The organism is Pedobacter sp. T50_32 (genome assembly GCF_057652195.1).
In genome coordinates, this window is sequence record NZ_JBYFBY010000002.1 from 869,460 (window position 1) to 892,427 (window position 22,968).

General features: G+C 37.2%; 17 protein-coding genes. 9 read left to right on the plus strand and 8 right to left on the minus strand.

What is annotated here, in order from left to right; genetic code table 11:
• Positions 1 to 71 precede the first annotated feature (71 nt).
• A complete protein-coding gene (locus tag AC23ME_RS09105; protein WP_487727443.1) occupies positions 72 to 1,298 on the plus strand; it encodes an MFS transporter in 1,227 nt (408 codons plus the stop codon).
• Positions 1,298 to 2,182, plus strand: a complete 885-nt coding sequence (locus AC23ME_RS09110; RefSeq protein ID WP_487727444.1) for a sugar phosphate isomerase/epimerase family protein — start codon at positions 1,298 to 1,300, stop codon at positions 2,180 to 2,182. Before AC23ME_RS09105 ends, AC23ME_RS09110 begins: the two co-directional genes overlap by 1 nt.
• A 112-nt stretch (positions 2,183 to 2,294) precedes the next feature.
• Here the strand turns inward: AC23ME_RS09110 and AC23ME_RS09115 are convergent, their stop codons facing one another.
• Positions 2,295 to 3,044 carry a YdcF family protein gene (locus AC23ME_RS09115; RefSeq protein ID WP_487727445.1) on the minus strand — a complete coding sequence of 250 codons (750 nt, stop codon included), beginning with the start codon at positions 3,042 to 3,044 and terminating at the stop codon, positions 2,295 to 2,297.
• Positions 3,045 to 3,050: 6 nt separating this feature from the next.
• Positions 3,051 to 5,660: a lamin tail domain-containing protein gene (locus AC23ME_RS09120; protein WP_487727446.1), complete on the minus strand. Its 2,610-nt coding sequence runs from the start codon at positions 5,658 to 5,660 to the stop codon at positions 3,051 to 3,053.
• Positions 5,661 to 5,714: 54 nt separating this feature from the next.
• On the opposite strand from AC23ME_RS09120, the gene AC23ME_RS09125 reads away from it, so the two are divergent.
• The 7 genes from AC23ME_RS09125 (at position 5,715) to AC23ME_RS09155 (ending at position 17,983) form a co-directional block, all read left to right on the plus strand.
• Entirely contained in the window at positions 5,715 to 6,704 is a 990-nt protein-coding gene (locus AC23ME_RS09125) for an aspartate-semialdehyde dehydrogenase (protein ID WP_487727447.1), read from the plus strand.
• A gap of 105 nt (positions 6,705 to 6,809) precedes the next feature.
• Positions 6,810 to 8,219 (plus strand): D-alanyl-D-alanine carboxypeptidase/D-alanyl-D-alanine endopeptidase, encoded by a 1,410-nt coding sequence (gene dacB, locus AC23ME_RS09130; protein ID WP_487727448.1) that lies wholly within the window; start codon positions 6,810 to 6,812, stop codon positions 8,217 to 8,219.
• A gap of 226 nt (positions 8,220 to 8,445) precedes the next feature.
• Positions 8,446 to 10,413 (plus strand): beta-N-acetylhexosaminidase, encoded by a 1,968-nt coding sequence (locus tag AC23ME_RS09135; protein WP_487727449.1) that lies wholly within the window; start codon positions 8,446 to 8,448, stop codon positions 10,411 to 10,413.
• Positions 10,414 to 10,443: 30 nt separating this feature from the next.
• Positions 10,444 to 11,991 carry a glycosyltransferase family 39 protein gene (locus AC23ME_RS09140; protein WP_487727450.1) on the plus strand — a complete coding sequence of 516 codons (1,548 nt, stop codon included), beginning with the start codon at positions 10,444 to 10,446 and terminating at the stop codon, positions 11,989 to 11,991.
• Between the two features lie 157 nt (positions 11,992 to 12,148).
• Positions 12,149 to 13,132: a hypothetical protein gene (locus tag AC23ME_RS09145; protein ID WP_487727451.1), complete on the plus strand. Its 984-nt coding sequence runs from the start codon at positions 12,149 to 12,151 to the stop codon at positions 13,130 to 13,132.
• A 137-nt stretch (positions 13,133 to 13,269) separates the two neighbouring features.
• Positions 13,270 to 15,276, plus strand: coding sequence for a DUF7849 domain-containing protein (locus tag AC23ME_RS09150; RefSeq protein WP_487727452.1), 2,007 nt, complete (start codon positions 13,270 to 13,272; stop codon positions 15,274 to 15,276).
• Positions 15,277 to 15,346: 70 nt separating this feature from the next.
• Positions 15,347 to 17,983, plus strand: a complete 2,637-nt coding sequence (locus AC23ME_RS09155; RefSeq protein ID WP_487727453.1) for a CHAT domain-containing protein — start codon at positions 15,347 to 15,349, stop codon at positions 17,981 to 17,983.
• On the opposite strand, the gene AC23ME_RS09160 is transcribed toward AC23ME_RS09155, so the two are convergent.
• From AC23ME_RS09160 to AC23ME_RS09185, 6 genes are all read right to left on the minus strand, one after another.
• Positions 17,976 to 18,716, minus strand: coding sequence for a hypothetical protein (locus tag AC23ME_RS09160; RefSeq protein ID WP_487727454.1), 741 nt, complete (start codon positions 18,714 to 18,716; stop codon positions 17,976 to 17,978). The genes AC23ME_RS09155 and AC23ME_RS09160 overlap by 8 nt on opposite strands.
• Before the next feature lie 255 nt (positions 18,717 to 18,971).
• Positions 18,972 to 19,349, minus strand: coding sequence for a hypothetical protein (locus tag AC23ME_RS09165; RefSeq protein WP_487727455.1), 378 nt, complete (start codon positions 19,347 to 19,349; stop codon positions 18,972 to 18,974).
• Positions 19,350 to 19,360: 11 nt separating this feature from the next.
• Complete coding sequence (locus AC23ME_RS09170) at positions 19,361 to 19,543, minus strand: hypothetical protein (RefSeq protein WP_487727456.1); 183 nt, start codon at positions 19,541 to 19,543, stop codon at positions 19,361 to 19,363.
• Positions 19,544 to 19,770: 227 nt separating this feature from the next.
• Positions 19,771 to 20,118 (minus strand): DUF6717 family protein, encoded by a 348-nt coding sequence (locus AC23ME_RS09175; protein WP_487727457.1) that lies wholly within the window; start codon positions 20,116 to 20,118, stop codon positions 19,771 to 19,773.
• Positions 20,119 to 22,101, minus strand: coding sequence for a 1,4-alpha-glucan branching protein GlgB (glgB, locus tag AC23ME_RS09180; RefSeq protein ID WP_487727458.1), 1,983 nt, complete (start codon positions 22,099 to 22,101; stop codon positions 20,119 to 20,121). It lies immediately after the preceding gene.
• A gap of 29 nt (positions 22,102 to 22,130) precedes the next feature.
• The gene (locus AC23ME_RS09185) at positions 22,131 to 22,790 is read right to left on the minus strand and encodes an ATP-binding cassette domain-containing protein (protein WP_487727459.1); all 660 of its coding nucleotides are present in this window, start codon (positions 22,788 to 22,790) and stop codon (positions 22,131 to 22,133) included.
• Positions 22,791 to 22,968 lie beyond the last annotated feature (178 nt).

The window sequence follows — 22,968 nt, forward strand, 5'->3', positions numbered from 1 at the left end:
GTTTAGTGCGTAGGATTTTACAAACGTACCAAACCTTATACCTAATAACCATAAACCATAACTAACTAAATATGAACTCTACTACTCGCTTCAAGCTATCCTTTATGATGTTCCTCGAATTTTTTATTTGGGGCGGATGGTTTGTAACATTAGGTACTTTCCTAGACAAAAACTTAAGTGCTTCTGGACCAGAAATTGGATCGGTATTCTCTACACAATCTTGGGGGGCTATCATAGCGCCATTCATTATTGGTTTAATTGCGGATAGATATTTTAATGCAGAAAAAATATTAGGAGTACTACATATTATTGGTGCTATTTTGATGTACCAAATGTACAGTGCAACTGACATCAGCGTATTTTACCCTTACGTTTTTGTTTATATGGTATTGTATATGCCAACTTTAGCGTTAGTAAATTCTGTTTCTTTTAATCAAATGGGAGATCCAGAGAAAGAGTTTTCAAACATCAGAATTTGGGGCACCATTGGGTGGATTTTAGCAGGCGTTCTTATCAGCTATTTCTTCCATTGGGATTCTCAGGAAGCATCAGCAAACGGAGCATTAAAAAATACTTTCTTGATGTCTGCTGTTGCCTCATTAGGCTTAGGTCTTTTTAGTTTCTTATTACCTAAAACTCCTCCAAAAAACAAATCAACAGAGAATATTAAAGTTTCTGAAATATTAGGCTTAGACGCGTTAAAATTATTGAAGGATAAAAACTTCCTTATCTTCTTCGTATCTTCTATTTTGATATGTATTCCATTAGCATTCTATTACCAAAATGCTAACTTATTCTTATCTAAAATCGGTGTAGATAATCCTACAGGTAAAATGACTATTGGTCAAGTTTCTGAGGTATTATTTTTATTAGCTATTCCAGTTTTCTTTAAGAAATTCGGATTTAAGAAAACCATCTTAGTAGGTATGCTAGCTTGGACAGTTAGGTACATTTTATTTGCTTTCGGAAATGCAGGAGAATTGAGTTTTATGTTATTACTTGGTATTGCATTACACGGTATTTGCTATGATTTCTTCTTTGTTTCTGGTCAGATTTACACCAATTCCAAAGCTGGCGAAAAGTTTAAAAGTTCTGCACAAGGTTTAATCACATTGGCCACTTACGGTGTGGGGATGTTAATTGGTTTCATTGTTGCTGGTCAAATTACCGAAACATATAAAGTTAACGGAATAGAAGATTGGAAGATGATTTGGACAATCCCAGCTGGTATTGCTTTTGTTGTATTTCTTTTATTCAGTGTATTATTTAACGATAAAACTAAAACGGAGGCTGCATAATGAGCACCAGAAGAAATTTCATTAAAGAAACGGGCATACTTGCTGCAAGTTTAGCATTAGCCCCTTCATTGAGCAATGCCTTTGCTCCTGCCAAAAAAGCTGTTGGCATACAATTATACAGCTTAAGAGATATTATTGGCAAAGATGTTAAAGGTGTAATTGAAAAAGTTGCCAAAGCTGGTTTTAAAGAAGTAGAAACTTATGGCTATGCTGCTGTTAATGGCAGCTTTTGGGGATTAAACCCAATGGAATTTAAGGCATTACTAGATGCAAATGGCCTAACTTCTCCCAGTGGGCATTTTGCATTTGACAACTATGTTACTACAGGAAATTTGGATGACATCAAAGCATACATTGATGCTTCTAATACATTAGGCAGCAAGTATGTTGTAGCACCTTGGCTAGATGATAAACTACGTAAAACGGCAGATGACTATAAAAGAGTAGCAGAAAGATTAAATGTGGCTGGTGAGCTTTGTATCAAAGCTGGTCTTAATGTAGGCTACCATAACCACGGTTTCGAATTTGATAAATTTGGTGACAAAACTGGTCTGGATATCATGCTAGCAGAAACCGACCCTAACTTAGTTTATTACGAACTAGATTTATATTGGGCGGCGCATGCTGGTCGTAATCTGGTAGAGCTATTTAAAAAGTATCCTGGCAGGTTTAAAATGTGGCATGTAAAGGATATGGATAAAACCAAAAAAGATTGGAACACTGAAATAGGAAAAGGTAGTATCGATTTCAAATCCATATTCGCTAAAGCCGAACTTTCTGGTGTAAAACATATTTACTTAGAACAAGAAACTAATTATAAACCAGATCATATTGGTTCAATTAAGGCTAGTATAGATTACATTAAGGGTAGTTTGCTGAAATAGCATGACGTCATTTCGACTGAAGTGAAACAAAATGGAGAAATCTTTGGATTAATAATTCATTACATTTTCAAAGATTTCTCTCTACGTTCGAAATGACGTGCTATTCTACATATTAAGTTATCCCTAACTTCGTAGTCAAATACCCAACCCACTCTTTGATTAAAAGCTCCCATCCCATAATGGCTTTAGATTGTGGTAGTAGATAATCTTCGAAACTGTAGTTATCCTTTAAAGAATTTGTAGAATAATAGTCTACATTTTTCAGCCCCTGCTTTTCTGCCAGCAATTTGGTTCTTGGAATATGCCAAGCACTGGTAATTACCAAAATCTTAGCATCAGGTTTATTCATCTTTTTCAAAATCTCTATAGTGTAAGCAAAATTCTCCTTCGTATTTCTGCTTTTCTTTTCTATAATAATAGCACTATCTGGAATTTGAATTGCCTTAAGGTATTCTTCGGTATAGATAGCCTCCACTGGATTTTTTTCTAAAAAATTACCGCTTCCACCACTCATTAAAATCTTATCGATTACACCTTGATTGTACAACTTAATAGTTTGCGCAAGTCTATCGCCAGAAATTTCTGCTTTTAAGGACTTAGTATTTGTGTTATAACTTGAAAAACCGCCTAAAAGCATACCAATATCATAGTGTTTTAAACTCGGATACTTAGGTTCGTACCAACCAGCTACCATTCCAAGTATGAAATTATTGGTTAAGAATAAAAATAGCGCAATGGATGTTATCAATGCTCTTTTCTTGTACCGCTTATTTTTAGAAAACAAGCTGTAAAGCGCTAGTACCACAATCCATACCATGGGACGGATGATAAACAACAGAAACTTGGAAAGAAAAAACGACATGATGTACTAGTTTAACTTCGATGCCAATACACACGTTTGTTTAAAACTGTCGGCAGTACCGTTAACATGAAAAGTATCTATTTTTATCACATACAGCCCCACTTTGCAAAGTTGACCTCCATCATTTAAGCCATCCCAATTGATGGTTCCCTGTGTAGACATCGTGATGTTTCTTGCCAACCTGCGTACAAGTACACCTTTATCTGTATAAATATTGATAGTCGCTAAGTTTCCATTTTCTTTGAAGCGGTAATCGATCTGCAGCAAATCTTCAAAGCCATCATTATCTGGCGAAAAAGTCTTGTTAGCTACTGTAACCGAATTTTTAACGCTCGTATCTTCACTTTGTGAATTTTTATAGGTAGGTGTAGCAAAACCAACTGAAGCTGCCGCCGACTGTAAATTACCTGCTTCATTTGCACTTTTGGTGAAAGAAACACGTTCAAGTGAAACGCCTTTAACTTCTCTCAACAAAGCGTGGTGCATTTTTTCTGTGTATGATAAATCGTCAATTAATTCAGCAGCTTTCCAAAGTTTTACACTTCCTGCCGAATTAGTATAAGTTGGCAATGCAGCAACTTGTACCATTTGCTGTGGATTTTTCACATCGTAATGCTGTTTAACCGCTTCAGGATTTCTAGAAAGTACCCAGTAAGTTTTTGGTTGAATAAACACAGAAGTTGCGGTAATTACCTTTTTATCATTTGCACCGGTATAATTGGCATTAGAAATCTGTAAATCTTTCAGATCTAGAATATCATTAGTTGCATTATAAATTTCTACAAATTCTGCACCTCCAGCCCTCTCATTAAAAAGCACCTCGCTAATGAGTATGTCGTTGGGTTTAATTTCTTTTGCCAAGAAAATCTTAGCAGTTGTATGAGCTGGGTCGATTAAAACGCCTCCACAACTTGCCAAATTACTAACCGTTAACACACTTTCTACGCCTCTTACAATTGGAGTAGCCAAAGTTAAGGTAACGCTTTTGTTGAATGCAGAGACCGGAACCGCAGTTGTCGGCGAACCAATTCCGTTGTTAAACGAGTAGTTAACTGGCAAACTCAAAGCATCAACTTGTATAGTTTTATCAAAATCTACCCTAACGCTTGTGGTGCTAAGTATTTCTAATCCTATCAATTTCGGAGCTACGGGATCCAATTCTGAATAAACTGAATTTTGCGCACCAGGTGTCCCTCCTATTGTAGCTGTACTTGCAATCCAATTGGGCGCACCAGGACAATTGCTTTTTAAATTAATTAACTCCAAAGCGTAACCGGTTCTTTTAGTATTGTCTTGATACCAAGCATCTGTATAAGAAACAAAATCGATCACGGTAGTTCCATCTGGCAAAAATAAGTTCAAATCGTCCTTATCGTTATTTAAGATAGGCCAAGGAGATATGCCCAAGGTTTTGCCGTACGCCTTAAACTGATCTACATCTGCATTTGCGCAAACAATTCGGTAAGATTTTGGCGCTAAAGTATCAGCTGCAAAAGTGGCGGTTGAAGTAGACGCATCTTTATATTTCCACCCTGTGATGATGATATATTTGTCTGTAGTGTTGTAAAGCTCGAAATATTCTTTGTTTAATGTTGCCGCACTGGATATCGGCGCTGCCATAATTTCGTTGAAAATAACATCGCCCCGTTTAGCCGTGTAAGGTTCGACGTAAAAAAGTTGCGCAGCTATAGGCGTAGTAATGGCGTTTCCTTTGGCATCGGCAACATTGCTAACAGTCAAAGTATAACTACCCGAAACGAAGTCATTCGCATAAATCAGGTTTACGATGTTGTTGGCACTTCCCATGACCGCAGTGATAGGATTTCCTTGTCCATTAGATAACGAATAGTTAGTTAAAGTTTGTGCAGATGTTGTTCCTAGTGGTTCGTCAAAAGTAACCTCTAGTGTTTTTGTATCTATTGATCTTAGTGCCGTAACTTTAGGCGGTATTATATCTGGAACGAGTTCAGTGATCCTAAAATCATCGAAGATAAACTGATTATATCTTGAAGCTGTACCGTATCTACAATTTACACCGAAATGTGTGGTAGTTGTATAATTATTATCGGTTACCGCTCCTTCAAGCGTATAATTTGTACCGCCAGTTACGTCAGAGTAAAGCTCCCATCTTCCATCTGCATCTCTGGTAACTCTTATTTTAGCACTTACCAAATTCGCATTTGCTCTAGTTTTAGCTGCACCTGTAATAATTTGGGTAGTACTTGTACCATTCTGTCTATACAAGTGAAAACCATCTGTTTGTCCAGTTTCACCTATCTGAAAAAAATATCCCTGCAACGCTCCTGATAAATCCGCTTGATTAGAAACTAGATATACTCGTGGAAAATTTGAAGTCGTTGGGTCGAAGTTTAATTGTACAAAAAACTCCCAAACAGCATTTTTAGCGTAAGAGTTAGGCGTAGATAAGTAGATATTTTGATTAGCTACATTCGGCCCATTGGACTGTAACTGCCCACTTCCATTGATGAAGAAGTTCGCTGTACTCCCTCCCCATGCTGGATTATTGGTGAAATCCCCATCACTAAAATTATCATTTAACTGAGCAAAAGTAAGTTTAGTGCATAATAACAGTAATAATAGTAAAGTTTTTCTCATATTTGGGGAATAGACATTTTCAATTTAAATATAAAACAAAAAAACAAAAAAAAGATGAAAGTTGCAGTAGTAGGTGCTACCGGATTGGTTGGTACCGTAATGTTAAAAGTATTGGAAGAAAGAAATTTCCCGTTAACTGAGTTAATCCCAGTAGCATCTGAGAAGAGCGTTGGTAAGTTAATTAAGTTTAAGGGTAAGGAGTATCCAATCGTTAGCATTGATACTGCGATTGGTTTAGCTCCAGAAATTGCTATTTTTTCTGCAGGTGGAAGCACATCTTTAGAAGTTGCACCACGTTTTGCTGAAGTTGGCACTACAGTTATCGATAACTCTTCGGCTTGGAGAATGGACCCGACTAAGAAATTGGTAGTACCAGAAGTTAATGCACACGTATTAACCAAAGAGGATAAAATTATTGCTAACCCTAACTGTTCTACTATCCAAATGGTGGTAGCTTTACAACCTTTGCACGAGAAATACAAAATCAAACGTGTAATTGTATCTACTTATCAATCGGTTACTGGTACTGGCGTAAAAGCTGTAGATCAGTTAATGAACGAGCGTAAAGGTATTGATGGACCAAAAGCTTATCCATACGAAATTGACTTGAACGTATTACCTCACATTGATGTTTTCACCGACAATGGTTACACCAAAGAAGAAATGAAAATGGTGAAAGAAACCAACAAGATTATGGGCGATGACAGTATCAAAGTTACTGCGACTACAGTTCGTATTCCTGTAATGGGCGGTCACTCTGAGTCGGTAAACGTTGAGTTTGAAAATGATTTCGATTTAGCTGACGTTCGTCGTATTTTGGAAGAAGCACCAGGATTAATCGTGGTTGATGACGTAGCTAACTTGAAATACCCAATGCCAAAAGATGCTCATGAAAAAGATGAGGTGTTTGTAGGTCGTTTACGTAGAGACGAATCGCACGATAAAGCATTAAACATGTGGATTGTTGCTGATAACTTGCGTAAAGGCGCTGCTACAAACACAGTACAAATTGCAGAATATCTAGTAGCAAACAAGCTTGTATAAGCTTTGTAACAATAATAAAAAAGTGATGTGAATAGCATCACTTTTTTTGTTTAGGTACGTTTCTAAATTCAAATACATCCTTTTAGCCCAAATACAGCCATTTCAATGAAATTTTTCAAGCCACTTCTATTATTATTAATTTCTAGCAGCTTCAGCTTTGCTCAAACCACAGCTCAAAAGCTAGAAAGAGCATATCAAAATTTAGTTAAAGATGAGCAGGCTAAATATGCCATTACATCGCTTTGCGTTTTAGATGCTGCTACAGGAAAAGTAATTTTTGCAAACAATGAAAACATTGGTTTGGCAACAGCATCGACCTTAAAAACCATTACATCAGCTACGGCTTTTTATACTTTAGGTAAAGATTTCCGTTACGAAACGAAACTTTCCTATACTGGAACTATTACCGCAGATGGCACTTTACAAGGCGATGTCATTATCACAGGTTCTGGCGACCCAACGTTAGGTTCGTGGCGCTACGAGCAGACTAAAGAAAACAACGTCCTTAACCAGTGGGTTACAGCAATTAAAGCTGCCGGCATTAAAAAAATTGAAGGAAGTGTAATTAGTGACGATAGTACTTTCGGCACATCAACTATTCCAACCGGATGGATTTGGCAAGACATCGGCAACTATTATGGTGCTGGCGCAGGTTCTATGTGTTGGAGAGAAAACCAATTTGATGTGCATCTTAAAGCAGGTTCGAGTACAGGAAGTGAAGTGGAAGTTTTAAAAACCGTTCCTCAAACACCTTATATCCAATTGGTAAATGAACTAAAAACTGGTGCTAGTGGCACTGGCGATAATGCATACGGATTTCTAGCACCTTATACCAACATCGGCTATTTACGTGGCACTTGGGGAATGGGAATTAAGAAAACTGGGATTTCCTTAGCACTTCCTGATGCTGCTTTCGATGTTGCTTATCGCCTGCAAGACACCTTGAAAAGATTGAGTATAGAATGTGGTAAAAATGCCAGTTCATCTCGCTTATCGGCATTAGAGAACAAGCAAATCGGCAAAGAGCAAAAACCATTACTGACTATCTTCTCTCCTACTTTAAGCCAAATGGTGTATTGGTTTAACAAGAAAAGCATCAATCTATATGGCGAGCAATTATTAAAAACCATCGCTTTTAAACAAGGAAAAGAGGGCAGTACCCGAAATGGTGCAAAAGCAGTAATTGATTTTTGGGCTGGCAAAGGTGTAGATAAAAACGCTTTGAATATGATTGACGGCAGTGGACTTTCTCCAGGCAACAAAATTACTTCAATGGCAATGGCTTCTATCCTGTTTCAAGCACAAAAAGAAGAGTGGTTTGCAGATTATATCAAATCGTTTCCAGATTACAACGGCATGAGCATTAAAAGCGGAAATATCAACGATGTTACAGCATATGCTGGCTACTACACCGATAAAAAAGGTAATAAGTATGTCGCTCTGATTAACATTAACAATTATAGCGGTTCTGGAATTAGCAGGAAATTGTTTCAAGTGTTGGATGCGTTGAAATAGTATTTTTACCACCTTAGATACCTAAGCACACTTTAGTTTTTGAGGAAACTTAGGTTATCTAAGATACCTTAGGTGGTATCGTAAATACTACAATTGCAAAATATTCTTAATGCATCTTAATTCCTTAATGTTCAATTCTATAGTTAGTTTTTAATATTTTTTAATAATTAGATTGTCTAAGCCATCCATAATTGGTAAATTGCCATTTCACACAACCAAATTTAGAATGAGATTATTACTATCGTCAATTTTACTGTCCGTTTCCTTAGGCAGTGTTGCCCAAACGAGTATGGCTACCAGAGACAACATGATTTTTGAGCAACCTGTTAGTCATGCATATAGCGAAATCGCTATCATCCCAGAACCAGTAAGTGTCACCAAACAGGAAGGTCACTTTACATTACCTGAAAATATTTTAATACAAACTGCAAAACCAGCAGAACTAAAGCAGTCTATTGCTTTTTTACAGGAACGTTTAAGTTTACCTACCGGATATTTCGTGAGCTCAACAGCTGTTGCTACTTCTGGTAGAGCCGACATCAGATTAATACTTACAGATAAAAACGATGTGGTAATTGGAACAGAAGGCTATCATCTTCAAGTTACTCCACAACAAATAACCATTACAGCAAACAAACCTAGCGGCATTTTTTATGGCGTACAAACGCTGATGCAATTATTGCCGAAAGAGATAGAAAGCAAGGAAGAAGTGAAGGATGTAAAGTGGAAAGTTCCATGCGTAAACATTACCGATTATCCACGTTTGGGTTGGAGAGGTTTGATGTTTGATGTGGCTAGACATTTTTTCACTAAAGAAGAGGTAAAACAGTACATCGACGCGATGGTTCGCTACAAATACAACATTCTTCATTTACACCTTACGGATGATGAAGGTTGGAGAATTGAAATTAAAGGCTATCCAAAACTAACGGAAGTTGGCGCTTGGAATGTAAAAAAAGTGGGTACTTTCGGCAATTTTATTCCTCCAAAAGCAGATGAACCTCGTAACTACGGCGGTTTCTATACGCAAGAAGATTTAAAAGAATTGGTAGCTTATGCGAAAGAGCGCTTCGTAAATATTTTACCAGAAGTAGATGTTCCTGGGCATAGCTTGGCTGCAGTTGCTTCTTATCCAGAGCTTTCATGTACGCCAGATGCTGTAAACTACAAAGTGCGTAGCGGCGAGCGTATCATGGATTGGAGCCGTGGCGCCCCGCCATTGGCAATGGTAGATAACACCCTGTGTCCAGCTAACGAAAAAGTTTACGAGTTTTTGGATACCGTAGTTTCTCAAGTGGCAAAGATTTTCCCTTTCGAATATATGCACATGGGTGGCGACGAAGCTCCTCATAATTTCTGGGAAAAAACTCCGCAAATACTTGATTTAATGAAGCGTGAGAATTTGAAAAACATGCATCAAGTACAAAGTTATTTCGAGCGTAGGCTGGAAAAAATTGTAGCTAAACATGGTAAACGTTTCATGGCTTGGGATGAAGTTTTAGAAGGCGGTGTATCTCAAAGTACAGCCGTGATGAGCTGGAGAGATATGAAATATGGCGTTCAGGCTGCAAAAAACAAGCATGAAGTGGTGATGAGCCCAACGCAATATGCTTATCTAGATTATATGCAAGCTGATGAAATTACCGAGCCTAAAGTTTACAAAGGATTGAGGTTAATCAGAACTTATGAATTTGATCCAGTTCCAGACGGTGTTGATCCTAAATATATAAAAGGTGGTCAAGGTAATTTGTGGACAGAGCAGGTTTACAATATCCGCCAGGCAGAATACCAAACTTGGCCACGTGGTTTTGCCTTGGCAGAAAGTGTGTGGAGCCCGAAAGAAAAGAAAAACTGGAAGAACTTTTTTGCTCGTACCGAACAACATTTTGAGCGTTTAGATATCGCAGAAACCAAATATGCACCAAGTGTTTACGATCCTATTTTTACTGTAAAACGCACAGCGGATGGAAAGCTTTTGGTAACGCTAGGTAAAGAAGTGGAAGATCTAGATATCTATTACAGCTTCGACAATTCATTCCCTGATCATTTTTATCCGAAATACAATGAGCCTTTGGTGGTACCAGTAGATGCGAATATGTTAAGGGTAATTACCTATCGCGGGAAAAAACCGATCGGTAGAATGATGAATATGCCGATTGAAGAATTGAATAAAAGAGCACCATTGAAAAAATAAAAAGCTATTTTGCCATATTAAATATAATATATGATGGCTATTAAAGGAATGGAAACTCAGAAAAGATTAAATTACTTACTGCTGTTTTCATTCCTTTTTTTCAAAATAGCACTACAATACTTAGTTGTAAATCCAGTTTATGAACTACAACGCGACGAATATTTACACCTAGATCAAGCCAAACATCTCGCCTGGGGTTATCACTCGGTTCCGCCTGTCACCTCATGGATTTCTTGGATCATCCTACAACTTGGCAACAGTCACTTTTGGGTTAAGTTCTTTCCATCTCTTTTTGGCGCACTAACCATTCTTATCGTCTGGAAAACCATTGAGAGCCTAAAAGGAAGTTTATGTGCCTGTGTATTGGCAGCTACAGCACTGCTATTTTCCGTTTTAGTAAGGATCAACATTCTGTACCAACCCAATTCATTAGATATTCTTTGCTGGACTTTCTTATATTATACCACCATCAGATTTATACAAACAGACGATAAAAAATGGCTGTATTGGCTAGCTGTAGGTTTTGCTATCGGTTTTCTAAACAAGTACAATATCGCATTTTGCTTAGTTGGTATTTTGCCTGCAATAGCTCTTAGCATCCATAGAAAACTATACTTAAACAAGCATTTATACTTTGCAGGTTTGCTGGCATTATTGCTAGTTAGTCCCAATCTCATCTGGCAATATCAAAATGGATTTCCAGTGTTTGCACACATGAAAGAACTTGCGGAAACGCAATTGGTTCATGTGAGTAGAATTGGTTTTTTGAAAGAACAACTCTTCTTTTTCATCGGCTCTATTTTCATACTTCTTGCTGCTTTTATTTCATTTTTCACTTACGCTCCCTTTAAACCTTATCGATTTCTATTCTTTGCCTACTTCATAACCATTGGTGTTTTCATTTTCTTAAAGGCAAAAGCTTATTACGCCATCGGACTTTATCCTATCTTTTTTGCTTTTGGCTCAATTTATATTGCTCATCTTTTAAATAAGGGATGGAAATACTATATCAGGTATGCTTTAGTCGCTATCATTTTATTTTTTTTCTATTTAATGCTAGAAATTGCCTTGCCAATTTATACGCCGCAGAAATATTTAAAGGATGCTGAACAAAAGCTACCATTTAGTGAGCATACTTGGGAAGATGGCAAGAAATATCCAATTTCTCAAGATTTTGCCGATATGCTTGGATGGAAAGAATTAGCCCACAAAGTGGATTCCATTTACCTATCCTTACCAAATAAAGAAACAATTTTAATTTTATGCGATAACTATGGACAAGCTGGAGCTATCAATTATTACACAAAAATTGATGGGCTACAGGCAGATGCTTTCAATACAGACTATGAGAAATGGGTAAATTTGGATAGGCAAATCAACACTGTTGTAAGGATTAAAACTTTAAAAAACATAGGCTCAACCCGAGATCTAAAACTATTTAATAAAATTACCGAGGTAGAAAAAATAGAAAACCTTTTTGCAAGGGAAGCTGGTACACGGATAATATTATTGGAACAACCAAGATTAGATTTAGCTGCATTGTTGCGAGAAGAGCGGGCAAAAGGTAATTTACGATAATAATAGTCGACCCAAGGAGCTATAATTTAATCCATTCACCTATTTTCTCCTCAAATTTAAAAAAACAGGGTAACATTTTTTTAGTGTAGTTGATATACCAGCAAACGGCGGTTGCTGAAAAGCCCAAAAAGAGTAAGCTCCACTAAAAATAAATGTTATGAAAACTCTAAACTTAAAACATACACTTTCGACCATTGCTTTACTACTGATGTGCACAGCCTTATTTCAAGCTTGCAAAAAAGATAAAACACCAACAAATTCAGCCTATAGCGCTAGAGAGTTTACAGCCTTATTTGGGCCTAGAGCACAGCAAATGCAGATAAATGCCGGCACATCCAACTCGCTTATTTTACAAGGAGGCACCAAAGTAACCATCCCAGCAAATGCTTTTAAGATGAACGGTGTAACTGTAACTGGCACTGTAGTAATTACCGCAGGTGAATTTCTAAAACGTAGCCATATCCTTTTTAGCGGTACTAACACCAATCACATTAGTGGCGCACCGTTAGAATCTGATGGCTTCATCTTCTTAAATGCTTCTGTAAACGGAACAAATGTAGATAAACAGTTAGCGGCAAATATTCAAATAGCCATCCCTACCACCAATACAAGAGTAACACAAATTTGGGAGGGTGTTGAGAAAGTAGATAATTTTAATCAAATGGCATGGCAGGTTCCAGTGGCTAATCCTAATGGCGCAGGCGGAGTTCCCCGCGAAAGCAATCCCATTAATGGTTTTTACAACTTCCAAATGGGAAACTTAGGTTGGATGAATTGTGATGTTTTTTACAGCATGACCAATCCTAAAACTACAGTGAAAGTAACGGTTGCTAATAATCCAGGTAGTTTTGCCACATTCATGGGCTTCACCGGCGAAACCTTTGTTTTCTTCTGTGCGAAAGGTAGTAACGTGGTGGCGCAATTTTATCACCCAGATGGTGCAAATACTTTTAAAAGTTATGAGGACATTATGCCTATCGGAGCAGAAGGCAAATACATATCCTTCTCGATTAAGAATGGAAAATACTATTATACCGAACAAGCAACCACTATAACCGCTAACCAACACATCACTTTAAACTTAGCAGAAACTACCGAAGCAGGTATCCAAGATGCGATTAATGCCCTCAACAATTATTAAAAGCACCAATTAGTTAACATATTAGGCAAAGCTCATTTTGGGCTTTGTCTATTTTTCGTTTTTAAAATCACCTCATATAATTTTCTATGTGGTTAAAAATGTTTGCACAAAGAATATTTCCTTATATTTATTTAGCTATGACCAAATTGTTGACATCCATATTGCTCTGCTTATGCTTTACCACATTGCAAGCGCAGGTATTACCTAGTGATACCGTTCCAACGATTATTCACCATCGTACAGAAAATGGCATCACCAAATTCACTAGCGAACTTAGACCTTTAAGAGCTATTGCGGGGGCTCCAGCTCCATTTTACACTTACTTTTGGGAGTTTGGGGATGGAGGCTTTAGTTTCGAAGAAAGTCCATCGCATATCTTTACAAAATACGATTCGATCATGGTGCGCCTTTTTGCTACCAATAACTACGATGATGGCAAACGCCCTCCAACCCGACCAAAACCTATTGTAAGACCACCTGCAACCCCAAAACCTGCCGTTACCAAACCAATGTTGGCCGCTAATGGTAGTTATAACCTGTTTAAAATGGGCGGCAATATAGAAATGAAGACCAACTGTATGCCAAAGCCAGGTGATGATATGATGTTGGTGCTTGGCTATAGAAACAAAGCAGAAAACGGTCAGCAGAATTTAAATGGAACTATTGCAATCCTGTATAATGATGTAGAATTTAACAAGAACAATTTCGAATTGGCAGCTGCCAGAACTTATCACAATGAGAAAAAATCTGAATTAAAGCCATTACTAAACACTGCATTTCTAAATAAAAAAGCTCAAGAACCAATTTACTATGCTTCATTAGAAAATAATTTAAACATCTCCCCTGCCGAAAAAGTATTGCTGAAAGATCAAGCTAAAGCTTTTAGAAGTCAGCAAAGCTGGAAGTTTGAAAATCTGCAACAGAACGAAGAGCGTTTTGTTTTTATGCACTTTAAAACCACTCCAGAAATGCTGAAAGACACCAATGCGATTGTGCGTATTTCAGGTGCCTTCATCCCTGACAATCCTTTGGTAGAAACCGAGTTCTTTAACCTAGAATTGCAAATTGTGGCTTCTCACGATCCAAACAAAATGGTGCTGAGAAAAAGTAGGATGAACTACCGTCTTACCGGAAATAACAGGGAGCTAACCTACAAAGTGCGTTTTCAGAATACAGGTAAAGGTCCCGCCAAAAAAATAGATGTTGGTGTAAATATTTCTGAAGTTTTTGATCCTTCTACACTAAAAGTCGTAGATACCAAGCCAGCAGTAGTCACTTGCGATTCTGCTTACGCCAATCAAAGTTGCTTGAAAACATTTTTCCGTGCAGATAGTGTTCATTTTGTCTTTACCAATATCTATTTACCGGGAACACAGCAAAAGGGAGTGAACGATGCAGACTCTACCCAAGGTTTTGTAGAATATAAAATTAAATTCAAAGAAAAACCACCGAAATTGCCTATTAAAAGTGGAGCAGCTATTGTTTTTGATAAGAACGAACCTATTTATACCAATAGAGCTGTTGGTAGGTTTAAGATGGGCTTATCACCCGGTATTATTGTGGGTTATGGATTTCCTTTCCAAACAGACAATGGAAATTATTTGAATAACAGAAATGTCGTTGTTGGCGCTACACTATCTCCTTATGCTTCGCACCGATATTATTGGCAGGCAGAACTTTATTTTAATTCGTTTAATGAAAGAACATATCAAGTTCCTTTGGAAACAGAGATTAGAAAGGATACGGTAATTAACAATGTTGCCTATCAAATTATGGATAAGCAGTTATACAAAACCACAAAAGTAGCTACTATAAATGCAGTTCCGTTACAGATACGCTATAACCTACACAAATATGTAGGTGTTGGTGCAGGTGCTTTGGTTGCATTAGATATGTACAATAGAACTGCCAGTGAACTACGCTACAAACTTAGAACTCAAAATGCCAGTGGTACAACTACTGATATTGATTTAAACCGAGCTATGGATGAAGTTAAAGATAGTTTCTCAGAAGTTAGCGCTTCATTTTTTACTGATATTCAGCTAGGTTTAGTTCGTGTGGGGCCAGCTTTAGGGATTAGGTACATTTACGATCCTAAAACAAACAACAACCGTATGACTACCTACGTGAGTTGGAAGTTTTAGAGAATTACATAAAGTTGCTATTCTGTCGCACTAACTAATGTGACTTAGGATTTTTTATTATTTTAGCTAGATGTGCAGTAAATATCTCAAATATTTATGTTTTTGCTATCTACTTTTTCAAAGCAGCTTCATTTTTGCGCAAAGCGATGATTTATCAAAAAAATTAAACCAATTTAAATCGCAAAATGATCTTAGTAACTGGATATACGAACAACTAGATTATGCCAATAACAACTCCCAAAAAGCAACTTTACTACTTCAAAATGCAGAAAAATCGAGTTGGCGAAAAACAAATAATGATGACGAACATTTTGCTTGGTTAAATCTGCTCAACACGCTTGGCTATTATCAATTATTAGATGGAAAAATTATAGCCTCCATTAATACCTACGAAAACGCACTAAAATTTTATAGACGACATCAAATCAATACTTACGATATTGTAGAGTACACATTTAAGCCTTTAAGCAACAACTACACCCGCTTAGGCGATTACGAACGTGCACTTTATCTTCAAAAAGAAAGTATCGACTTTCAAAAGAAACATAGCGAAGATGCCAACAAAATAGCTGCCATTTACTGCAACATGGCCATCTCCTACAGATCGATGGATAAGCTAGAAGAAGCTTATAAGGCAATTGATGATGGTTTAGCATTAAAGCCAAGTTATTTTCAGCAAACTATGTTGAACAACGTATTGGCAGATATTCTATATCACGACGGGAAATATAAAAAAGCTGCAGACATTATAGAAAAAAACATCAACAAACAAAAAGCTACCGACACAGAAACTGCTTATTGGCTAATGAGCGCTCACACTACAGTTGGAAACATTCATCGAAAATTACAGCAGCACACAAAAGCCCAAGCTTCGTATTTTGAAGCTTTAAAACTTTTAAACCGCTATTATTCTAACGGGAGATTACGGGAGAAGGCAAACCTCTATACCCAAATTGCAGAAACTTATTTAGCCAAAAATAAACCAAATGAAGCTATCACTTATGGACAGAAAACATTAAACACATTAGGCATTAAATACACAAAGAATATTTACGGAGACTATAATCTAGTAGATGTTTTCGTATTATTGGCCAAAGCCAATTTGCAGTTAAAGCAGCCAGAAAAAGCGTTAAAGAACATCAATTTAGGTCTACTTTCTGCTGATAAAATTAGAAATGAATTTGCCGCAGATAGAACCAAAGAACGATTGCAAAACTACCTCAAGCAAATATCTGAACAGGGAATGGCAATCAGTTATCAGCTTTATGAACAAAGCAAAAACGGCAAATACCTACATCAAATTTTAGCTTTAGCAGAACAAAGCAAAGCAAGAACGCTATTGGATCAAATTCAACGAAACCAACACGCTATCTCCCAAAATGTGAAAGGCGACACACTTTTCGTTAAAAAACAAAAGTTAGAGCAAAACATCAGTTATCTCGAAAAACAAGCTATAGAAGAGAGAAAAAGTAACACAAAAGAGATTGAGGCACTAAAGTTTGACCTGGCTTTAATCAATAAGACACTCACTAAAAAATATCCTCAACTAAACACGGATATAAGCTACAACTTACAGTTGAACAAACTACCTAGCCATCGTTTTATCGAATATTTTATCGGCGAAAAAGATATCTACGTCATCAACATCTATCAAAATAATATTGAACAAGTTGTAAAGCTTCCGGCGGCAGAAAAAATCACATCTGAGGTAAGTAGTTTCGTAGCTACCTATTTTCACAGTGGTGCAAATGCCATGATGAATAATCCGAAAGACTTTTTCCTATCATCAAACCATATTTACAAACGTATTCTCGCTCCACTCGAACTTAAACCAAACGAACAGCTCACCATTATTCCCGATGGTATTTTAGGCTATCTTTCTTTCGACGGGTTAATTGGCAATGGCGGCTATGTTGAAAATATCAGCAAATGGCCGTTCTTGATCAAAAATCATCGTATCGACTACGCATTTTCGATTAAAACACTACAATCCAACCGAACAAATAGTACATCGAATGGCTTCGCAGGCTTATTTGTTAGCAATTACGGTGATTATAAAACAACACTGAGCGCAGTAAAAAACGAAGCAACTTTACTTAGCAAATCAGTAAGTGGAGATTTTATATTTGATGATAAGGCAACGCCAGAAACTTTCGAAGCATTTTTTACCGAAAAAGAAGTAATCCACATTAGCGCACACGCCTACTTAAGCGGACCAAACAACGAGCCCACTTTAGATTTAGGTACGAAGAAACTGTACCTTTTTGAACTTTCTGCAAAGAAAAGCGCACCATCTTTAGTAGTATTAAGTGCATGTCAAACTGCTGATGGCATATTAGCAGATGGTGAGGGTATTATTAGTTTGTCGAGAGGATTTAGCGCTATTGGAACTGCAGCCACGGTAGCTAGCTTGTGGAACGTAAACGATGATGCGACAGCTACAATTATGGGGAATTTCTACGAAGTTTTATCCCAAAATAAAAATGCCAGCGAAGCATTAAGACAGGCAAAATTGAATTGGCTCAGTAGTGCAAAAACTAATAATGCTATGCTGCTACCCTATTATTGGGACAGTTTAATTTACATCGGTAAAGATCAGCAAATTCAACTAAGAAGTCCAAAAAATTGGGTATGGTATGGAACAATTGCTGTCGTAGCAGCACTTGGATTCATTATCTATAGCCGCAGAAAGAAAACAATTAAATAAAACTTGGCTTTGCATTGCCGTCAGCAGCTATTTTCTGCAAAAGTTGTTTAGATTGGCTAAAATAGTTGGAATCGTCTTTAATGCGTTTTAACCAATATACACAGTTTTCATTATCACCTGCTTTTAAATAAGACAAAGCCAGCATATACGCGGCATCATATTTATATTGCGAATTAGCAGATGCAAAAGGATAAAGTACTTCTCTACCAATCTCCAAACAGTCATCAGAAATTAAAAGCATTGCATAATAGCTAGCTAGTTTAAAATCATCTGGGTTCTGGGTGAATGATTTAGATACAATACGCTTTGCTTCGTAATAATCTTTCTTTTCCAAATACTTCGCAGCTTGCTGGAATTCCTGATAAGGCGCAACTATTAACTTCGCAGCGATAGTGTTATTGTTAAATCCATATTCATCAAATAAATTCACCTTCCAAGGTTTCCACAACATTAATGCTACTAATAAAACAAGTGCCCAACCGAAAAACCAGAAATAATCGAATCTAAAATTTAATTTCTCTGCAACGTAAACATCATTACTTTCAACCGCCTCTTGCTTATTTCTTCCAAGCGCCTCTTTAAGGTGGCTAGTAATGTTTCGATTGATTTCTTTGTAATAAGCTAAGTAGTCACGCAATTCTCTATCATTTTGAACTGCGTTTTCGAATGCCTCATGCTCTTGACGGCTTAAATCGCCATCAACGTATTTTACAGTAAGTAGAACTTTATCCATAGAAGTGTGTATTTATTGCCACAGTTAATTTATTAAAGAAAACAATCAAAAACAGGAAATGTTTTCCCCAACAAATCTCACTTAGAGTAAATATATACACACATATTTAATAAATCAAATTTATTAGAAAATAAAAGACTCCAAACATCATCCAAAATCCACGCAACAAATCTTAAAACCCACAACAAATTGAGGAATTTTGTACACAAAAAAAAGCACATTAAAATAATGTGCTCTACAATTGAGTCAATAAAATTAAATTGCCTCAAGTCTTGATATAATCTCTTTCGCCTGATAATATTCTGATGATGCTTCAGGAACTTTACTTAACCAATGTTTTGCCCCCGCATAATTCTCTTCCTTTAAAAAAGTAACCCCTAACAAATAGGCAGCGGCAGCTTTATCATTTAGTTTCTTACTTTCAAATAATGGATACAGTACTTGCTTGCTGGTCTCAAAGCAATCGCTAGCTATTAGGATACCCGCATATTGCTTAGCTATCTCAACATTATGTATATTTTTAAGCACTAGTTCAGAAGCTACTTGTCTAGCCTGATAGTAATCACCAACCTTAATAAACTCAGCAGCTTGTTTAAACTCTTCATATCTTGAATTGGCGAGCTGCTGCGCCATAAATCTTTGATCTAATTTGAATTGATCATAAAGAGTGGGCTTCCACGAAATCCAGCTACTAAGCCTACAATAGAAATTAAAAAGATCTTTGCTACAGAACTTGTAATGATCTTTTTTGCATTTTTAATTAAACTGCGTTCTCTCGCTTCTAAAGTTTCGGCTGTAGAAAAATCTGATAAAACTAATGCATCCATGTTTTTTTACTAGGTTGATGAGCCCCCTATTGCAAAAATTGCCGCATTTTTCCTAACAAAGCAATCTAAATAAGATTTAAATAGGGAATGTCACCGAAAACACAATTAGATGCATTAAGAACCTAACTATAGAGTTTTCAACAAAATAGAAAAAATACGAACGGCAAAGAGACAGGGCTATATAAAGTGTAGAAATTTACACACCTAGCGCAACACATTACACAATTCTAAGAAATTTTAAAGTAAATACGCTGAGGATATCGATTGAAAACAAATTCAACAATTTCACAAAGCCATATTTTGATTTCAACCTTATTCCCTTGATAGCTTTCCAAAAAATAATTCCCGCCACCTCCTAAATTTGGTTCTCCCAAACGGATTAAAGTCATAAATTCTGCATTACCGAAATCAGCATCTGCAATGGTGAGCGTTACTTCTTCAGCATCGCTAACTAAATCTAACCATTCGTCCGCTCCTTGTATCATTTGTAAATCTTCAGGGTCGCCGTTCCATTCGGGCAAATCGATATACCAATCGCCGCTGGCAATCTTATAAAACCTAAAATCGCGTTTCATTTATTTAGTAGTTTTCTTGAAGATAGTTACCGCTAATGGTGGTAGATTAATGGCTATAGATTGTTTTTGACGTTGATGAACAATATTTTCAGTTTGCTTTGCTGCAGAATTTAATTTGTTACTTCCGTAAAATTCTTGAGCGTCAGAATTAAAAATTTCTTTCCATTTACCTTTCACTGGTATTCCAATTCTGTAGTTTTCTCTATAAACTGGCGTTAGGTTGATGGCGATAACCAAAGTATCCTTCGCTTTGTTTGACCTACGCTGATACACATAAACGGAACTATCAGCATCATCCGCTTCTTGCCATTCGAAACCTTCGTGTGAGAAATTGTAGTGATATAACGCTGGTTCGCCTTTAAGCAGCTCATTCAACGATTTTACCACAGCTGCCATTCCTTTGTGTGGCGCATGCTCTAGCAAATCCCAATTTAAAGATTGCAAACAGTTCCACTCCGAAGTTTGTGCAAATTCCCCACCCATAAATAACAGCTTCGCTCCAGGGTGTGTCCACATATAAGTATATAAGGCTCTCAAGTTTGCAAACTTCTGCCATTCATCACCTGGCATTTTATAAATCATTGGCGATTTACCATGCACCACCTCGTCATGCGATAGCGGCAACATGAAATTCTCCGTAAAAGCGTAAGTCATGCTAAAAGTCAGCTGGTGGTGGTTATGCTTTCTAGCGATTGGGTCGAGTTTGAAATACTTCAACGTATCGTTCATCCAACCCATCATCCATTTCATACCAAAACCTAAACCACCAGCGTAAACGGGGCGAGTTACACCATCGTAAGTACTACTTTCTTCGGCAATAGTTTGCACACCTTTAAAGTTTCCATACAGCGCTTCGTTCATGTCTTTTAGGAATTTCACTGCACCTAAATTCTCGGTTCCTCCATATTCATTGGTACCGTATTCACCTTCGTTTCTGCTAAAATCGAAATACAACATCGAAGCAACAGCATCTACTCGCAAACCATCCAAATGATATTTATCAATCCAAAACATCGCATTGCTGATTAAGAAGGAACGCACCTCGTTTCTATCGTAATTAAAAATATACGACTTCCAATCGGGATGAAAACCTTTGCGCATATCCGAGTGCTCGTACAAATGCGTACCATCAAAATGATATAATCCGTTAGCATCACCAGGGAAATGCGATGGCACCCAATCCAAAATTACAGCGATGTTATTTTTGTGAAATTCTTCAACCAGCAGCATCAAATCTTGCGGCGAACCATGACGAGAACTTGCTGCATAATAGCCAGTCACCTGATATCCCCAAGATGGGTAATAAGGATATTCCATCACCGGCAGGAACTCTACGTGGGTAAAACCCATTTCTACCACGTAAGGCACCAGCGCTTTGGCAATTTCGCCATAGCTCAGCACTCTTTCTGGGTCGGATGGGTCGCGTTGCCAAGAACCTAAGTGCACTTCGTAAACCGAAATCGGCTGGTCTAGCACATTTTTCTTCTCCCTTTTGTTTATCCAAGTTTTATCTTTCCACTGATAATCAGTGTCCCAAACTACAGATGCTTTTTGTGGCGGATGCTCTGCATGCAAAGCATAAGGGTCGCTTTTTTCTAAATCCTCGCCATTAAAACCTTTGATATAATATTTATAAACCTCGCCTTTTTTTAGGTGGGGAATAAATCCTTCCCAAATACCAGAGGCATCCCAACGATTATATAACAAATGACTTTCCCTGTTCCAACCATTGAAATTAGCCATCACACAAACCTTTTGCGCATTTGGCGCCCAAACTGAGAAATACACACCGTCTACCCCATTCACTTTACATAAATGAGCGCCCATTTTTTCATAGAGCTTAAAGTGTTTGCCTAAAAGGAATAAGGAAATATCAAAATCGGTTAATAAACTATGCTGCCAAACTGCAGATTGATATTTTTCAAAAGCATTTTCTGTAGCAACCGCTTTGGGTTTAGTGGTTTTTGTGGTTCGTTTGGCCATGGTTGGTTTCTTTCAGGTAAGATAGATATTTATTGAAGCATATTAGGCAAATAGCCGTGTAATTGCAAATCTTCCAAATCTTTAATTTGATAATTGCATCCGTTGTGAAGCAGTATAGTTCGAGATGCATAATTCAATACGTGTTGATAGTAATGGTCTGTAATTACAAAGCCCTTGTACGACAACATTAGGTTGATATTTGTTTTGATTTCTTCAATTAGCAAAGGCGATAATTGAGAAAAAGGTTCGTCGAGCAGCACATATCTGGCATCGCTATAAATCATGAGCAAAGCTTCTGCTAAACGCCTGTTTCCTCCAGACAGGTTACCAATTTTCTCATTTAAGTTATCTCGAAAAAGAGGCTGCTCTAGCAATAAGCCTTGATACCTATTAGTGTATAGCTTTACTGCAACACTTAGCTTCAAATAGTGAGGAATGAAAAACGATTGTGACAAATAGGCAATTTTTCCAGTTAAAAAACCTTTCTGTGCTATTTTATCGTCAATCCGCAAATGTTTATAATGCGGTTTAATTGTACCGAAGATAATTTTTAACAAGGTTGATTTACCGCAGCCATTTCTACCTAAAACACCAACCACCTCCCCTACACCACATTTCAAATAAACGTTATTCAGGATTTTTCTATCGCCGAAACTATGCTGTACGCTGTCTACAAAAAATTCATCCATAGCCAGCAGATTATCAATGATAAAACAAAAAGACCGAACTCAATTCCAAAGAAAGTTCCTAAAATTCGTCGGTAACTTATCCTTAAATTATAATAATAGAAAATACGATAACTGAAGAATAGCTTTTCGATAGCGACAGTAGTGGCATAGCCTATCAATTTAAAAGCAAAAGCTAGAT

Coding starts and splice junctions, on each gene's coding strand:
- AC23ME_RS09105 (WP_487727443.1), top strand. CDS start 72: ATGAACTCTACTACTCGCTTCAAGCTATCCTTTATGATGTTCCTCGAA.
- AC23ME_RS09110 (WP_487727444.1), top strand. CDS start 1,298: ATGAGCACCAGAAGAAATTTCATTAAAGAAACGGGCATACTTGCTGCA.
- AC23ME_RS09115 (WP_487727445.1), bottom strand. CDS start 3,044: ATGTCGTTTTTTCTTTCCAAGTTTCTGTTGTTTATCATCCGTCCCATG.
- AC23ME_RS09120 (WP_487727446.1), bottom strand. CDS start 5,660: ATGAGAAAAACTTTACTATTATTACTGTTATTATGCACTAAACTTACT.
- AC23ME_RS09125 (WP_487727447.1), top strand. CDS start 5,715: ATGAAAGTTGCAGTAGTAGGTGCTACCGGATTGGTTGGTACCGTAATG.
- dacB (WP_487727448.1), top strand. CDS start 6,810: ATGAAATTTTTCAAGCCACTTCTATTATTATTAATTTCTAGCAGCTTC.
- AC23ME_RS09135 (WP_487727449.1), top strand. CDS start 8,446: ATGAGATTATTACTATCGTCAATTTTACTGTCCGTTTCCTTAGGCAGT.
- AC23ME_RS09140 (WP_487727450.1), top strand. CDS start 10,444: ATGATGGCTATTAAAGGAATGGAAACTCAGAAAAGATTAAATTACTTA.
- AC23ME_RS09145 (WP_487727451.1), top strand. CDS start 12,149: ATGAAAACTCTAAACTTAAAACATACACTTTCGACCATTGCTTTACTA.
- AC23ME_RS09150 (WP_487727452.1), top strand. CDS start 13,270: ATGACCAAATTGTTGACATCCATATTGCTCTGCTTATGCTTTACCACA.
- AC23ME_RS09155 (WP_487727453.1), top strand. CDS start 15,347: ATGTGCAGTAAATATCTCAAATATTTATGTTTTTGCTATCTACTTTTT.
- AC23ME_RS09160 (WP_487727454.1), bottom strand. CDS start 18,716: ATGGATAAAGTTCTACTTACTGTAAAATACGTTGATGGCGATTTAAGC.
- AC23ME_RS09165 (WP_487727455.1), bottom strand. CDS start 19,349: ATGGCGCAGCAGCTCGCCAATTCAAGATATGAAGAGTTTAAACAAGCT.
- AC23ME_RS09170 (WP_487727456.1), bottom strand. CDS start 19,543: ATGGATGCATTAGTTTTATCAGATTTTTCTACAGCCGAAACTTTAGAA.
- AC23ME_RS09175 (WP_487727457.1), bottom strand. CDS start 20,118: ATGAAACGCGATTTTAGGTTTTATAAGATTGCCAGCGGCGATTGGTAT.
- glgB (WP_487727458.1), bottom strand. CDS start 22,101: ATGGCCAAACGAACCACAAAAACCACTAAACCCAAAGCGGTTGCTACA.
- AC23ME_RS09185 (WP_487727459.1), bottom strand. CDS start 22,790: ATGGATGAATTTTTTGTAGACAGCGTACAGCATAGTTTCGGCGATAGA.